The organism is Nonomuraea rhizosphaerae, assembly GCF_019396405.1.
In the GTDB taxonomy this organism is placed as follows: Bacteria; Actinomycetota; Actinomycetes; order Streptosporangiales; family Streptosporangiaceae; genus Nonomuraea; species Nonomuraea rhizosphaerae.
Map to the genome: position 1 here is coordinate 1 of NZ_JAHKRL010000272.1, position 14,679 is coordinate 14,679.

General features: G+C 71.3%; 15 protein-coding genes and 1 riboswitch. Of the genes, 5 read left to right on the forward strand and 10 right to left on the reverse strand.

From position 1 onward, the window contains the following. Nucleotides 1-323: 323 nt before the first annotated feature. The 3 genes from KME77_RS13485 to KME77_RS13495 are packed head-to-tail and all read left to right on the forward strand — an operon-like array spanning nt 324 to nt 2,421. The gene (locus tag KME77_RS13485; RefSeq protein ID WP_219466599.1) at nt 324-695 is read left to right on the forward strand and encodes a YciI family protein; all 372 of its coding nucleotides are present in this window, start codon (nt 324-326) and stop codon (nt 693-695) included. A gap of 2 nt (nt 696-697) precedes the next feature. Further along, nucleotides 698-1,480 carry a DsbA family protein gene (locus KME77_RS13490; RefSeq protein WP_219466601.1) on the forward strand — a complete coding sequence of 261 codons (783 nt, stop codon included), beginning with the start codon at nt 698-700 and terminating at the stop codon, nt 1,478-1,480. Beyond that, entirely contained in the window at nt 1,477-2,421 is a 945-nt protein-coding gene (locus KME77_RS13495; protein ID WP_219466606.1) for a cytochrome c biogenesis CcdA family protein, read from the forward strand. Before KME77_RS13490 ends, KME77_RS13495 begins: the two co-directional genes overlap by 4 nt. On the opposite strand, the gene KME77_RS13500 is transcribed toward KME77_RS13495, so the two are convergent. Then, nucleotides 2,418-2,951 (reverse strand): CGNR zinc finger domain-containing protein, encoded by a 534-nt coding sequence (locus KME77_RS13500; RefSeq protein WP_308250689.1) that lies wholly within the window; start codon nt 2,949-2,951, stop codon nt 2,418-2,420. The two genes, KME77_RS13495 and KME77_RS13500, sit on opposite strands and share 4 nt — an antisense overlap. Before the next feature lie 85 nt (nt 2,952-3,036). On the opposite strand from KME77_RS13500, the gene KME77_RS13505 reads away from it, so the two are divergent. Then, nucleotides 3,037-3,969 (forward strand): DMT family transporter, encoded by a 933-nt coding sequence (locus KME77_RS13505; RefSeq protein ID WP_219466611.1) that lies wholly within the window; start codon nt 3,037-3,039, stop codon nt 3,967-3,969. Here the strand turns inward: KME77_RS13505 and KME77_RS13510 are convergent. From KME77_RS13510 to KME77_RS13550, 9 genes are all read right to left on the reverse strand, one after another. Next, nucleotides 3,869-4,945 carry a mechanosensitive ion channel family protein gene (locus tag KME77_RS13510; protein ID WP_219466614.1) on the reverse strand — a complete coding sequence of 359 codons (1,077 nt, stop codon included), beginning with the start codon at nt 4,943-4,945 and terminating at the stop codon, nt 3,869-3,871. The two genes, KME77_RS13505 and KME77_RS13510, sit on opposite strands and share 101 nt — an antisense overlap. A 25-nt stretch (nt 4,946-4,970) precedes the next feature. Next, nucleotides 4,971-5,966, reverse strand: a complete 996-nt coding sequence (locus tag KME77_RS13515; protein ID WP_219466617.1) for a ribonucleotide-diphosphate reductase subunit beta — start codon at nt 5,964-5,966, stop codon at nt 4,971-4,973. A 14-nt stretch (nt 5,967-5,980) separates the two neighbouring features. Further along, complete coding sequence (locus KME77_RS13520; RefSeq protein ID WP_219466619.1) at nt 5,981-8,194, reverse strand: ribonucleoside-diphosphate reductase subunit alpha; 2,214 nt, start codon at nt 8,192-8,194, stop codon at nt 5,981-5,983. Nucleotides 8,195-8,314: 120 nt separating this feature from the next. Continuing rightward, nucleotides 8,315-8,519: riboswitch (cobalamin riboswitch) on the reverse strand. 4 nt (nt 8,520-8,523) lie between these two features. Further along, nucleotides 8,524-9,477, reverse strand: coding sequence for a type 2 periplasmic-binding domain-containing protein (locus tag KME77_RS13525; protein ID WP_219466621.1), 954 nt, complete (start codon nt 9,475-9,477; stop codon nt 8,524-8,526). A gap of 108 nt (nt 9,478-9,585) precedes the next feature. After that, the gene (locus KME77_RS13530; protein WP_308250690.1) at nt 9,586-10,344 is read right to left on the reverse strand and encodes an SAM-dependent methyltransferase; all 759 of its coding nucleotides are present in this window, start codon (nt 10,342-10,344) and stop codon (nt 9,586-9,588) included. Between the two features lie 73 nt (nt 10,345-10,417). Next, entirely contained in the window at nt 10,418-12,238 is a 1,821-nt protein-coding gene (gene glmS, locus KME77_RS13535; protein ID WP_219466625.1) for a glutamine--fructose-6-phosphate transaminase (isomerizing), read from the reverse strand. A 28-nt stretch (nt 12,239-12,266) separates the two neighbouring features. Further along, on the reverse strand, nt 12,267-12,542 hold the full coding sequence (locus KME77_RS13540; protein WP_443679457.1) for a hypothetical protein: 276 nt from the start codon (nt 12,540-12,542) through the stop codon (nt 12,267-12,269). A 70-nt stretch (nt 12,543-12,612) separates the two neighbouring features. Then, entirely contained in the window at nt 12,613-13,353 is a 741-nt protein-coding gene (locus tag KME77_RS13545; RefSeq protein ID WP_219466632.1) for an ABC transporter permease, read from the reverse strand. After that, on the reverse strand, nt 13,343-14,146 hold the full coding sequence (locus KME77_RS13550) for an ABC transporter ATP-binding protein (RefSeq protein WP_219466635.1): 804 nt from the start codon (nt 14,144-14,146) through the stop codon (nt 13,343-13,345). Before KME77_RS13550 ends, KME77_RS13545 begins: the two co-directional genes overlap by 11 nt. A 60-nt stretch (nt 14,147-14,206) precedes the next feature. Here KME77_RS13550 and KME77_RS13555 point away from each other — a divergent pair. Beyond that, on the forward strand, nt 14,207-14,679 hold a 473-nt coding region (locus tag KME77_RS13555), incomplete at its 3' end, for a TetR/AcrR family transcriptional regulator (RefSeq protein ID WP_219466637.1).

The following is a 14,679-nucleotide window of genomic DNA, read 5'->3' on the forward strand; positions in this document are numbered from 1 at the left end:
CCGGGGCGAGGGCTGTGTCCGGCCGGGGGGCGCCATTCCCGTCGGTCAGACCGAGGCCCGCGGCCCCTTTTCCGGGGGCCGTCGTCCTTGGATGAGAAAAGCCGCCTCGGGTCGATGTCCGGGCGGCTTACGCGGTGTCTCTCTTGCGAGGGATCACCCGGAGCCCGGCCCGAGGAGCTCAGGAAGTAGGTCGAGGGACTTCGCGTGGGTCACGTCGCTTCCTTCCTGTCGTGGCGGACGCTGTCCACGGTAGCGGGGTGATCTACGACCGTGCCACGTATTTTTCGCGTACGACATAGTGAGAGCCGGGAAAGGGGTGACGGGTGAAGTACCTGATTCTGATCTACAGCAACCCGACGAGCAGGGCGCACTGGGAGACGTTGAGCGACGAGCAGCGGATGGCGTTCGGGCAGGGGCATCGGGACTTGAGCGAGGAGCTGGCCGCGTCCGGGGAGCTGGTCGTGTCCGAAGGGCTGGTGGGCCAGGAGCTGGCCAAGCGGGTGAGCGTGCGGGAGGGCAGGACGGTGACGAGCGACGGGCCGTTCGCGGAGGTGAAGGAGCACCTGGCGGGGTTCTACCTGGTCGAGTGCGAGGGAATGGAGCGGGCGGTCGAGTGGGCGGCCAAGGTGCCCGACGCGGCCTTCAACGACGTGGAAGTGCGGCCGGTCTTCGACATGAAGGGGCTGGAGCTGTAGAGGTGGACACGGACAAGGGCGACAGGGGCGACAGGGGCGTCAAGGGCGCGCGGGGCCGGGTGGTGCTGGGGGCGGTCGCGGGGGCCGCGGTGGTGGTCGTGCTGGGGGTGGCCGCGCTGCAGGCACAGCGGGAGGACGAGCCGCCCATGGCGGTCAAGGGGGCGGACGCGACACCGGCCGCGCGAGCGAGCGCGCCGGCCTCGGCGACCCCGTCCCCTTCCCCCTCCCCCACGTCCACGATTCCCGTCTGGGAGGGGCCCACGCCGCCTCCCGTGGACGGCAACCTCGCCAAGGGCTCGGCGCAGGCGAAGGTGACGATCGTGGAGTTCGGCGACTTCAAGTGCCCGAACTGCCGCCGCTTCGCCCAGCGGATCGAGCCCGAGCTGAAGGCCCGCTACCTGGACACCGGCGTCGTCCGGATGTTCTGGCGCGACTACCCCATCAGGGGCCGCGACTCCACCCGGGCCGCCCTCGCCGCGCGGGCGGCGTCGCGGCAGGGCAAGTTCTGGGAGTTCCACGACGCCCTGTACGCGGGCAAGCAGCCCGGCCTCACCGACGCCTACCTGCGCTCCGTGGCCGCCAGGATCGGTCTCGATCTGGCCAGGTACGACGCCGACCGCCGCGCCTCGTCCGTGCGGAAGGCCGTGGACGGCGATCTGGGGTTCGCGCTCGACCTGGGGATGCCGGGCACCCCGGCGTTCCTGATCAACGGCAAGCTGCTGTTCGGCGCGCAGCCGGTGGCCGCCTTCGAGCGGGCGATCGAGAAGGCCCGGCGCGACGGGTGAGCGGCATCGGGTACGCGGCCGCGTTCCTGGGTGGCCTGTTCTCGCTGGTCAGCCCGTGCGGGGCGCTGCTGCTGCCGGCGTTCTTCGCCTACGCGTTCCCGGGCCGCCGCGAGCTGCTGGGCCGCACGCTGCTGTTCTACCTGGGGCTGTGCGCGGTGCTGGTGCCGCTGGGGATGGGGTCCGCGCAGGTCAGCCGCCTGTTCTACGGCCGGCAGGAGCTGCTGGTAGCGGTGGCGGGGTGGACGCTGATCGGGCTCGGGGTCCTTCAGGTGGCCGGTCAGGGATGGGCGTTCGGGCCGCTGGAGCGGCTGCGGGGGCATCTGCGCGGGGATTCGGCGTGGGCGGTGGTCGCGCTGGGGGCGGTGTCGGGGCTGGCCGGGTTCTGCGCGGGGCCGGTGCTCGGCGCGGTGCTGACCGTGGCCGCGGCCTCGGGTGACGGGCTGCGCGGGGCGGTGCTGCTCGCGCTGTACGCGGCGGGGATGGCGGCGCCGCTGCTGGTGCTGTCGGGGGTGTGGCAGCGGTACGACCTGGGCGGCAGGCGGTGGCTGCGGGGGCGCGGCCTGCGGGTGGGGCGGCTGCGGACGCACACCACGTCGCTGCTGTCGGGGCTGGTGTTCGGGGGGCTGGGGGCGCTGTTCCTGCTGTCCGACGGGACGCGGGCGCTGGCGGTGCCGATCCCGGACTCGTGGGAGGAGCGGCTGGAGGGCCTCGCCGTGCAGGCGCAGGAGGTGCTGCCGGACCTGGCCGTGGTGGGGCTGGCGGCCGCAGCGGTGGCGGCCGTGACAGTGTGGCGGCTGAGGCGACACGGACGCCAGAACGCCACCGGACGCCAGAACGCCGCCGAAGGCCCGGACGCCACCGGAGGCCGGGACGCCGGCGAACGCCAGGACGTCAGGGAACGCCGGGACGGCGCTGACCGTCAGGACGCCGCTCAGCCCTAGCGGGTCGCCGAGCGGGCGCGGCGGGCGCGGAACCCCGCCGCCTTGGCGCGGTTGCCGCACTGCTCCATGTCGCACCACCGCCGCACCGACCCGCGCGAGGTGTCCACGTACAGGCGGGTGCACTCCTCGCCCTCGCACTCCTTGACGACCCGCGTGCCGCCGAGCAGCTCGACCGCCGCCCTGGCCACCGTCGACAGGACGGCGTCCAGGTCCCCGGCCCGCTCGACACCGCCGCCGCCGGTCAGGCGCACGGAGACGGGCGGCCCGGCGGCGACCCGGTTGACCAGGGCGCGGTCCTCGGGCAGCCCGCTCCCCGAGGCCAGCCGGTAGACGGCCTCGCGCAGGGCCTTGCCCGCCTCCAGGCCGCGGGCGTCGACGGCGGGCGGGGCGTCGAGGATCCCGGCCTCGGCCGTCCAGCCTGCCAGGTCGGCGGGGTCGAGCAGCAGCTCACGGCGGTCGGACCGGCGGTGCTGGAGGGTGCCCACCAGGTCGAGCGCCAGGTCGCCGCTGACGAACAGGTAGTTCTTCACACCCCCATGATAACCGCCTTGACAGGTTATGCGTCCGGCAGGACAGTTGAATAACCTGTCTGGGTGGTTATGGAAGGACATGAGGATGACCAAGGTTGTGCCGCCCCTGTTCGTGGTGATGTGGAGCAGCGCGTTCATCGCCGGGGTGATCGGCGTCGGATCGGCGCCCCCGTTGCTGCTGATTTTCGCCAGGTTCGCGCTGGCGGGCCTGTTGCTGGGCGCGTTCGCGCTGGCGGTGAGAGCGCCGTGGCCGCGCGGGCGGCAGCTCGTCCACGTGATCGTGTCCGGGATCCTGGTGCAGGCGGTGCAGTTCTCGGCGTTCTACGCGGCGATCGACCTGCGCGTGCCGGCCGCCGTCGTGGCGCTGGTGCAGGGCCTGAACCCGGTGCTGATCGCGCTCGTGGCCGGGCGGCTGCTGGGCGAGCGGGTGACGCCGCGCCAGTGGCTGGGGTTCGGGCTCGGCGCGGCCGGGGTGGGGCTGGCGGTGGCCGACCGGCTCAGCTTCTCGCCGGCCGGAGTGCTGCTGTGCGTGGCCGGCCTGCTGGCGCTGAGCCTGGGGACGGTCTACCAGAAGCGGTACGCCGGGGACATGGACGTGCGCACGGGCACCGCGACGCAGTTCCTGATCAGCGCGCCGCTGACCGGGGCGGCGTCACTGGTGTTCGAGACGCCCCGGGTGACGGACTGGCCGGCCTTCTCCGGCGCGGTCGCCTGGCTGGTGCTGGTGAACTCGGTGGGGGCGTTCCTGCTGCTCAACACCATGCTGAAGAACGCGCCGGCCAGCCGGGTGAGCACGGTGTTCTTCCTCACGCCGCCGGTCACGGCGGTGATGGCGTGGCTGCTGGTGGGCCAGGCGCTGCACCCGCTCGCGGTCGCGGGCCTGCTCGTGGGCGGCGCGGGCGTGCTGCTGGCCAACCTCACTCGCGGGTGGCCGACCAGGGGACGCCGGCCCGGGTCTCCGGCGACTCGATACGGAAGCGGGGCAGCGACTCCGGAAAGTTCTCCCGTACGTACGTGACCAGATGCTCCCGCACGTCGCACTTGAGGTCCCAGGCCGAGGCGGAGTCGGCGGCGCTCATCAGCGCCCGCAGCTCGACCAGCCCGTTCGGCAGGACGTCGGTGACCTGGAGGGTCCAGTCCTTCTGGTCCCACAGCGGGTTCTGCTGGATGAAGCGGTGCAACTCCTCGCGCAGCCGGTCCACCGGCACGGACCAGTCCACGCGCAGGAACACCACGGCCACCACCCGGCTGCCGTGCCGGGTCCAGTTCTCGAACGGGTTCTGGGTGAAGTAGGAGACGGGCAGCACCAGCCGCCGTTCGTCCCACAGGCGCAGCACCACGTACGTGAGCGTCAGCTCCTCGATCCGGCCCCACTCGTTGTCGACCACGACCACGTCGTCCAGCCGGAGCGCGTCGCTGAAGGCGAGCTGGAGCCCGGCCAGCATGTTGCCGATGGTCGACTGGGCGGCGATGCCGACGACGGCGCCGGCGATGCCCGCCGAGGCGAGCAGCCCGGCGCCCAGGGCTCTGACCTGCGGGAACGAGAACAGCATCGCGCCCAGCGCGATCACGATGACGGTCACGGCGGCGACGCGGCGGACCAGCGCGATCTGCGTCATGATCCGCCGCGCCCGGCGGTTGCGCTCGCCCTCGACGAGCACCAGCCGGTCCAGCACGACGTCGGTCAGCGCGTACGTGGCCTGCACCACCAGCCAGGTCACCGTGGCGATCGTGGCCAGGCCGAGCACCCGTTCGACGGTGGCGGCCAGCTCACGCTCACCCGTCGAGACGCCCAGCATCCCCGGCGCGAACGCCACGTTGCAGGCCACCACGACCGCCACCGAGAACGCCGACCACGTGCAGTGCTCGACCAGGTGCCGGGCGAGCCCCCATCGGCGGCCCGCCCGCGACAGCAGCCGCCTGAACACCTCCACCAGCAGCACGGCTCCCACCACCGAGACGGCGAGAACGGGCCAGTCGGCCGGTGACCGCACGAGTCGACGCCTCCTTATATTTGTCCTAGAACGTCTCGTCGAACGTCACATTGCCCTCAACCGCCACCTGATACGCGGAGACACGCCGCTCGAAGAAGTTGGCCAGCTCCTGCACGTCCTGCAGCTCCATGAAGCCGAACGGGTTGGCCGTGCCGTACCGCTGCGGCAGCCCCAGCCTGACCAGCCGCTGGTCGGCGACGTACTGCAGGTAGTCGCGCATCTGCTCGACGCTCATCCCGGGCATGCCGTCGCCGCACAGGTCGCGGGCGAAGGCCAGCTCGGCCTCGACGGCCTCCTCGATCATCCGGGTGACCTGCTTGCCCAGCTCGTCGTCGAAGAGCGAGGGCTCCTCGGCCCGTACGGTCTCGACCACGCTGAAGGCGAACTCCATGTGCATGGACTCGTCGCGGAAGACCCAGTTCGTCCCCGTGGCCAGCCCGCTGAGCAGGCCCCTGGAGCGGAACCAGTACACGTACGCGAAGGCCCCGTAGAAGAACAGCCCCTCGATGCAGGCGGCGAAGCAGATCAGGTTGAGCAGGAACTGCCGCCGCTCGTCGGCCGTCTCCAGCCGCCGCAGCCCGTTGATCGAGTCGATCCACCGGAAGCAGAACTCCGCCTTGTCGCGGATGGACGGGATGTGCTCCACGGCGGCGAATGCCTTGACCCGTTCGTCCGGATCGGGCAGGTACGTGTCGAGCAGCGTCAGGTAGAACTGCACGTGCACGGCCTCCTCGAAGAGCTGCCTGCTCAGGTACAGGCGCGCCTCGGGGGCGTTGACGTGCTGGTAGAGGTTCAGGACGAGGTTGTTGGCCACGATGGAGTCACCGGTGGCGAAGAAGGCGACCAGCCGGTTGATCAGGTGGCGCTCCTGCGGCGTCATCCTGGCCAGGTCGGCGAGGTCGGTGTGCAGGTCCACCTCCTCGACCGTCCAGGTGTTGCGGATGGCGGCGCGGTAGCGCTCGTAGAAGTCGGGGTAGCGCATGGGACGCAGGGTCAGGTCCATGCCGGGGTCGAGCAGCATCAGGTGATGGTTCCTTACTGGCAGGCTTCGCAGGTCTCGGGGTTCTCCAGCGAGCAGGCCACCGCGTCCGCCGGGGCGCTGGTGACGGTGCCGGTGGTGACGGTGGTGACGGTGCCGGTGGTGACGGTCGTCTGGGCGATGCGCGTGGCGGGCCGGGAGCGCAGGTAGTAGGTGGTCTTCAGGCCCTTCTTCCAGGCGTAGGCGTACATCGAGGACAGCTTCCCGATCGTCGGGCTGGCCATGAACAGGTTGAGCGACTGCGACTGGTCGATGTACGGCTGCCGGGCCGCCGCCAGGTCCACCAGCGCCTTCTGCGGCAGCTCCCAGGCCGTGCGGTAGAGCGTGCGCAGCTCGGCGGGGATGCCGGGGACGTCCTGGATCGAGCCGTCGGCCCGCTTGATGTCGTCGCGCATCCGCTGCGTCCACAGCCCGCGCGCCTGAAGGTCGGCCACCAGGTAGCGGTTGACCTGCAAGAACTCGCCCGACAGCGTCTCGCGCTTGAACACGTTGGACACCTGCGGCTCGATGCACTCGTAGCAGCCGGCGATCGAGGCGATGGTGGCGGTCGGCGCGATGGCGACCATGAGGGAGTTGCGCAGCCCGTTCGCGGCGATCTTGGCGCGCACCGCCTCCCAGCGCTCCGAGCTGGCGGCGGCGTAGTGGTCGGGGTGCAGCACTCCCCCGGCCGCCCGGGTCTCGTCGTAGGAGGGGTGCCTGCCGCGCTCGGCGGCCAGGCCGGCCGAGGTGTCGTAGGCGGCCAGCGCGATCTCCTCGGCGACGCGCGTGGACAGGGCCAGCGCCTCGGGCGAGTCGAACGGCAGCCGCAGCGTGAAGAACACGTCGGCCAGGCCCATCACGCCGAGCCCGATCGGCCGCCACCGCCTGTTGGCCGCCTCGGCCTCGGGGGTCGGGTAGAAGCCCAGGTCGATGGTCCTGTCCAGGAAGCGGACGGCCGTGCGTACGGTCCGGGCGAGCTTCGGCCAGTCCATGCCGTCGCCGCTGAGGTGGGCGGCGAGGTTGATCGAGCCGAGGTTGCACACCGCCGTCTCGCCGTCGCTGGTGACCTCCAGGATCTCGGTGCACAGGTTGGACAGGTGGATGACGTTGCCGGGGCGGCCGGTCTGGTTGGAGGTGCGGTTGGCGGCGTCCTTGAAGGTCATCCAGCCGTTGCCGGTCTGGGCGAGGGTGCGCATCATGCGGCCATAAAGGGTGCGGGCGGGTATTTGTCGGATATATCGCCCGGCGGCCTCGTAAGCGCGATATGCCGTCGTGAAGGCGTCGCCGTACAGGTCCGTGAGGTCCGGCACCTCCTTCGGGTCGAACAGCGACCAGACCTCGTCCGCCTCCACCCGGCGCATGAACTCGTCCGGCACCCAGTTGGCCAGGTTCAGGTTGTGGGTGCGGCGGGCGTCCTCGCCGGTGTTGTCGCGCAGCTCCAGGAACTCCTCGACGTCGGCGTGCCAGGTCTCCAGGTAGACGCAGGCCGCGCCCTTGCGGCGGCCGCCCTGGTTGACCGCGGCGACGGACGAGTCCAGGGTGCGCAGCCAGGGGACGATGCCGTTGGAGTGCCCGTTCGTGCCCCTGATGAGCGAGCCGCGCGAGCGCACCCGCGTCCACGAGATGCCGATGCCGCCCGCGTACTTCGACAGCCGGGCGACCTGGCCGTACCTGTCGTAGATCGACTCCAGCTCGTCGCGCGGCGAGTCGAGCAGGAAGCACGAGGAGAGCTGCGGGCGGCGCGCGCCCGCGTTGAACAGCGTCGGCGAGCTGGGCAGGTACGACAGCGTGGACATCAGCCCGTACAGCTCGGCGGCCTCGGCGACCGTCTCCGACAGACCGCAGGCCACGCGCAGCAGGAAGTGCTGCGGCCGCTCCAGCACCGCCCGTGTCTCGGGGTGGCGCAGCAGGTAGCGATCGTGAACGGTGCGCAGGCCGAAGTACTCGAAGCGGCTGTCGGCCTCCGGCGACACCAGCGCGTCCAGCTCGGCGGCGTGGGCGCCGACGAACGCGGCGAGCGAGTCCTGGACCAGCCCGGCGGCGTGGGTGGCGGCGACGGACTCGGAGAAGGTCCGCACCCCGTGCCCGGCCGCCTCCTCCGCGATCTCCTCGGCCAGCAGTCCGGCGGCGATCCGGGAGTTGGCCGGATCGGCGATCACCTTGGCGGCGGCCTCCTCGATGGCCAGCCGCCGGTCCGGGACCGCCGGTCGCCGATCCGCTACTTCCAGCATCTGCCTCACTCCTCGCGCTCGTCCCCGATGAGGGCGCGCGAGAGCACAGCGGACGCCAAGCCGCGTGGCCCCCGGACCCTCCCTCGAGGCCCTGGACACATCGGACGGCGGAGCCGGACGGCTCCCCCGTCGTCGCGGGCAGGTCTTCGGGCTCGCGGGCCCGGCGCCCGTCTCCTGGGCGCCTCCTACTGGCCGTCGCTTCCCGGATCTCTCCAGTGCTCGTGACGGCGGTCGTTCCCGCTCACCGCTGCGGGGCAGCCCCGGAATCGCACCGGGTTCCCTTTCACTCCGCCCCGAGGGGCGAACCAGCGACGAGCAGGATCCTACATCTAGTGGCCGTGCTCGCAACTACCCCAGCATGTTGTGTCGGACATGGTGAGCATGCCAAGATCTCTGAGTACGGCACGGGTCCTGCCGATCTCGGAGGTGAGCCACACGGTGAAGTCGTCGCCGCTGAGCGGGATCGAGGTCCAGCCGCCCGCGCGGCACGCCCTGCGCCAGCGGGCCGAGCCGGTGACCGTCTCGCAGAGCCGGATGGCCGCGGCCCTGCCGTCGTCGCTCATCCCGCCGGGGCCGACGGCCGCGCACCAGTCGGCGAAGTCGACCCGCACGCCGCACTCCAGCAGGCTCGGGGCCTCGACGCCCGGCACGCGGCGCGCGCTGGAGACGGCCAGCACCCGCACCCAGCCCCTGGCGATCGGGTCGCGCCAGTCCGCGAGCGCGCCGGTCGCGGCGGCGGCCTTGCCGCCGAGCAGCGCGGAGGCGGCCTCCGACCCGCCGGCGAAGCCGGTGTAGTCGAGCTGGCGGGCGTCGGCGCCGAGCCCTTTGGCGATCATGCCGAACAGCAGGTGGTCGGGCTCCCCCGGGGGCCCGCCGGCCAGCGGCGTGCCGTCGGGACGGGCCCGCAGGTGCGCGCCGAACTGCTCGAACGTCCTGAACCTGGAGTTCGCCGACACCAGGACGGCCTCCACCTTGCCGCCGAGCCTGGCCAGGGGCGTGGTGCTGCCGATCAGGGACGGCCCCTCGTTCACCTCGGCCGTGGCCAGGGCGGGCAGGCCCGTCACGGTGATCCTGACGCCCGGCGGCCCACCGACCAGGACGGACTCCCCGTCCCGTACGGCGCCGCCCAGCACGCGGGCGACGCGGGACCAGCGGGGGTCACCCGGGACGATCGTGTATCTGGCCAGGGTCCCGGCCGCGCTCAGCCGGCTGCGCTCGGTGCCACAGCCCGCCGCGCAGGCCGCCACCCCCAGGCCGAACGCGAAGAACCGCCGTCTGCGCATGGCGTCCCCCTGCCGTGCCCCCACATCAACTACCCATAGTTATTACCAAATAACGTACGGTTACTCAGGGGTGCCGTGAACAGCCATCATCACGAAAAATCGGGACACTTACTCGTCGTCTTTCCTGGCCACCCCGGCCAGCAGGTACGAGGGCAGCGAAGGCTCACTCACCAGCCGCGGCCGGTCCGGACGCCAGTCGGGCGCGTGCACCAGCCCCGGCTCGACCAGCTCGAAATCGCCAAAGAAGGCACGGATCTCCCGCGGCGTCCTGTCCGTCCCGCCAGTCCCGCCCGGGGCCCGCCCGGCCCCCTCGAACCGCACGCGGGAGGTCGCGTGGGTGAGCACCAGATAGCTTCCGGGCGCGATGACGTCCCGCAGCCTGGCGACCATCTTCTGCGGGTCGCGGGCGTCCGGGATCACGTTCAGGATGGAGACCAGCAGCACGCCCACCGGCTCCTTCAGATCGAGGAACCGGGCCGCCTGGGCCAGCAGCTCGTCGGGTTCGAGCAGGTCGGCCTGGACGAAGACGGCCCGTCCGGATTTCTCCAGCAGCGCCCTGGCGTGGCCGGCGACGACCGGGTCCCGGTCGACGTAGACGACCTTGGCCTGCGGCGCCACCTCGTGCACGTTGCCCTGGGTCGGCAGGCCGCTGCCCAGGTCAAGGAACTGGCGGACACCCCGCTCCGACAGGTGGCGGACCGCGCGCTGCAGGAAGGCCCGGCTGGCGCGCGCGAGCGGGACGGCCTGCGGCACCAGCGCCGCGAGCCGGTCGATCGCCTCGCGGTCGACGGCATGGTTGTCCGTGCCGCCGAGCAGGTAATCGTACATGCGTGCGAGGTTTGGCGTGTGAGCGTTAGACTCAGACACAGTTTCGATCTTAAGTCCTGTCGAGGCACTGAACAGCGGTTGTGTGCCCAGTGTGGCCGGGGTGTCCTATCAGTTACTCGACTGTGACGCTCTTGGCAAGGTTGCGTGGCTTGTCCACATCGCGGCCGAGTTCCACGGCGGCGTGGTAGGCCAGCAGTTGCAGCGGGATCGTCAGCAGGATCGGGTCCAGCTCGATCTCGTTCTTGGGCACCACGATCACGTCGTCGGCCAGCTTCGACTCCGGCTCGCGGTGGCCCACCATGAGCACCTGCCCGCCGCGGGCGCGGATCTCGCCGAGCGTGGTGAGGTTCTTGTCCAGCAGCTCGTCGTCGGGGACGATCGCCACCGTCGGCATCTCGGGGCCGATGAGCGCGAGCGGGCCGTGCTTGAGCTCGCTGGCCGGGTAGGCCTCGGCGTGCACGTACGAGATCTCCTTGAGCTTCTGCGCGCCCTCGCGGGCCACGGGGTAGCCGCGCACCCGGCCGACGAACATCATACTCGGGTGGTGGGCGTACTTCTTGGCCAGCTCGGCGATCTTGTCGCCCTGGGTGAGGATCTCCTCGATCTGGCGCGGCAGCCGGCGCAGGCCCTCGCAGATGCGGCGGCCGTCGGCCGGCGACAGGTCGTGCACCCGGCCGAAGTGCAGCGCGAGCAGCGCGAACGCCAGCGACGTCGAGGTGAACGCCTTGGTGGAGGCGACCGACACCTCCGGCCCCGCGTGCAGGTAGACCCCGCCGTCCACCTCGCGGGCGATGGCGCTGCCGACCGCGTTCACGATGCCGATGACGCGGCCGCCCTTGCGCTTGAGCTCCTGCACCGCGGCGAGCGTGTCGTAGGTCTCGCCCGACTGGCTGATCGCGACGTACAGCGTGTCGGGGTCGACGACCGGGTTGCGGTAGCGGAACTCGCTGGCCGGCTCGGCGTCGGCCGGGATGCGCGCCAGCTCCTCGATGAGCTGCGCGCCGATCTGGCCCGAGTAGTACGCCGAGCCGCAGCCGATGATCTTCACCCGGCGGAAGGAGCGGGTCTCGCGGGCGTCCATGTTCAGGCCGCCGAGGTGGGCGATGTGGAAGCGCTCGTCGAGCCGGCCGCTCATCGTGCGGGTGACCGTCTCCGGCTGCTCGGAGATCTCCTTGAGCAGGTAGTGCTCGTAGCCGCCGGTGTCGTAGTGGCCGGCGTCCCAGTCGACGGTCAGCGGCTCCTTGGCGGTCTCGCGGGCGTCGCTGGCGAAGGTGTGGAAGCCGTCGGCCTTGAGCACCGCCAGCTCGCCGTCCTCCAGGTGCACGACCTGGCGCGTGTAGCGGACCAGGGCGGCCACGTCGGAGGCGGCGAACATCTCCTTCTCGCCGATGCCCAGTACGATCGGGCTGCCGTTGCGGGCCACCACCACCTCGCCCGGCCGCTCGGAGTCGACGACCGCGATGCCGTAGGTGCCGACGACCGACTTGAGCGCCTTGCGTACGGCCTCCTCCAGCGACTCGGTCTCCTCGGCGGTACGCGCGATCAGGTGCGCGAGCACCTCGGTGTCGGTCTCGGAGGCGAACAGGACGCCGTCGGCGATCAGCTTGGCGCGCAGCTCGCCGGCGTTCTCGATGATGCCGTTGTGCACGACCGCGATGCGCTCGTCGGACGACAGGTGCGGGTGGGCGTTGACGTCACTGGGCACGCCGTGGGTGGCCCAGCGCGTGTGCCCGATGCCGAGGGTGCCCTTGAACCTCGCGGGCATGACCTTGGCCAGGTCGGCGACCCTGCCCTTGACCTTGCGCACCTTCAGGCCCTTGTTGGAGACGACGACGCCGGCCGAGTCGTAGCCCCGGTACTCCAGCCGCTGCAGGCCCTCCAGCAGGATGGGCGCCGCGTCCTTCGGGCCGACATAGGCCACGATTCCGCACATCTTCGTCTCCTCTATCCGTACACGCTGACTATCCGTACACGATGCGGCGGAGCTGCCGCAGGGACAGATCCGGGGCGGCCACCCGGCGGGCGGGCAGCTCCGTGGCGATCCGGGGGAAGATCCGGTCGTTGGTGAGGCCGCGGGCCTTCAGCTCGCCGTGGCGCCGCCGGACGAACTGCTCCGAGGTCTCGGAGAAGTACGACAGCACGTCGGCCACCACACGCGCCGCCTCACCCGGGCCCAGATTGCTGGTCCTGGTGAGGTGGACGACAAGGTCTTCGTAGGGATGCCGTGTCAGGGACACAGATGAGGACATTACGCAGCCAGAACCCGTCACGCCTAATATCCTGCCCGGAATCGGGCAGATATTCCTCCTAAAGGACGGCCGTCCGGCCCCAGCCCTTGGCGAAGCGCCAGCAGGCGAACGCCCCCGCCACCGCGCCCAGGGCGATCAGCACGGCCGCGGGGCCGGCGGTGCCCGCGACGTCGCCCTTCACGGCCGCCTGCAGCATGGTCGTCGCCCAGTACCCCGGCGAGATCGGGGCAATCGTCTGCGCCCACGACGGCATCAGCGCGTACGGCACCAGCGCCCCGCCCAGCGCGCTGACCGACAGCGCGCCGACGTTGCACAGCGTGCTGAGCTCCCCGTGGCTGCGCACCACCCCGGCGAGTGCCGTACCCACTCCGAGCAGAGCGAAGCACCACGCGGCGACGGCCAGCGCGATCACCCACACCGGGCCGGTGGGCCGCATGCCGACCGCGACGATCCCGTACCCGATCAGAACGGCCTGCTGGAAGGCCAGGATGGCGAACACGGGCAGCGTCTTGCCGACGATCAGCTCGGGCACGCGCGCCCGCGTCGCCCGGACGCGGTCCCAGGTGTGCCAGACGCGTTCGGTGAGCATGGCCGTGGCCACGTCCGCCATGGACAGCACCGAGAACATCACCAGCAGCCCCGTCACCACCTGATCGGCCGGCCCGATCATGGACTTGAAGACGAGCATGAGCACCATCGGCATCACCAGGTAGCTGACCAGGTGGGCCGGGTCGCGCCTGCGGAGCAGCGTGTTGTGCCGGACCAGGACCGCGATGCGGCGGAGCGAGTCACGCGACACGGGACAGCTCCCTGTACAGGTCGTCGAGCGACGGCTGGCGGATGTCGACGCCGCGCACCGGGCGGTCGAGACCGCGCAGCAGCTCGGCCAGGGTGGCGGTGGGATCGGCGGTGGTGACGGTGAGCCGCTCGTCGTCGAGGGTGATCGTCACCTCGCCCGGCAGGCCCTTGAGCAGCTCGTCGCCGGCGCCCCTGGCGATCACCCGGCCGCTCCTGGCGACGGCGATCGTGGCGCCCAGCTCGGCCAGCTCGGGCAGGTAGTGGGTGCTGTAGACGACCGTGACGCCCCGCTCGGCGCGGCGGCGGACGGCGGCCAGGAGCGCGGCGCGGGTCTCCGGGTCCGCGCCGACGGTGGGCTCGTCCAGCAGCAGCACCTCGGGGTCGGCCACCAGCGCCGTGGCGGCCTGGGTACGGCGCTGCTGGCCCCCGGACAGGACGCTCACCCGGCGGTCCAGCTCGCGGGTCAGCACCATCTCCTCGGCCACGCGGTCGATGGCCTCCTTGAGCGCCTGCCCGCTCCGCCCGGCCAGGCCGCCGAAGAGGCGCAGCGTCTCGCGCACGGTGACGCTCGGGTAGAGGGCGAGCTGCTGGGGTGCCACCCCGATGACCCCTTCGACCCGGATGTCTCCGGCGTCGGGGCTGACCAGGCCCGCGGCGATCTCGAAGAAGGTCGTCTTGCCCGCGCCGTTGTGCCCCACCAGCCCCGCTATCTCCCCCGGCTCCACCTCCAGGTCGAAGCCGTCCAGCGCGGTGATCTCCCCGTAACGCTTGACGAGGTTCGTCGCCTTGAGCATCCCGCCCTCCATCCATGATCGGTCTACGTTGTAGACTGCTCTACAATGTAGACTGCCGAGGTGCGGAAGCTCAAGACCGAACGACAGCCGGAAATCCTCGACGCGGCCATCGCGATCGCCGACGAGCACGGGCTCGACGCCGTGACCATGCGGGCGGTCGCGGATCGGATCGGGTTGACCCCCATGGCCATCTACGGATATTTCCGCAACAAGAATGAGTTGCTGGACGGGATCGTCGGCCGCGTGCTCAGCTCCCTGCCGCAGAGCCCGTCGTGGGCGTCCTGGGAGGAGCGGCTGAACGCGCTCGCGTGGGGCATCCGGGGGCTGGCCCGCGACCATCCGGCCGTGTTCGGGCTCCTGCTCGCGCGGCCGTCGGCCACGCCGGACGGCGTGTGGGTCGTCGACCAGATCTACCAGGCGCTGCTCGACGCCGGGGTGCCGGACGCCGACGTGCCCCGCGTCGGGCGGCTGATCAGCACGTTCGTCCTGGGGTTCGCGGCGTGGGAGGGGAACGGGCGCTTCACCGACTCGGG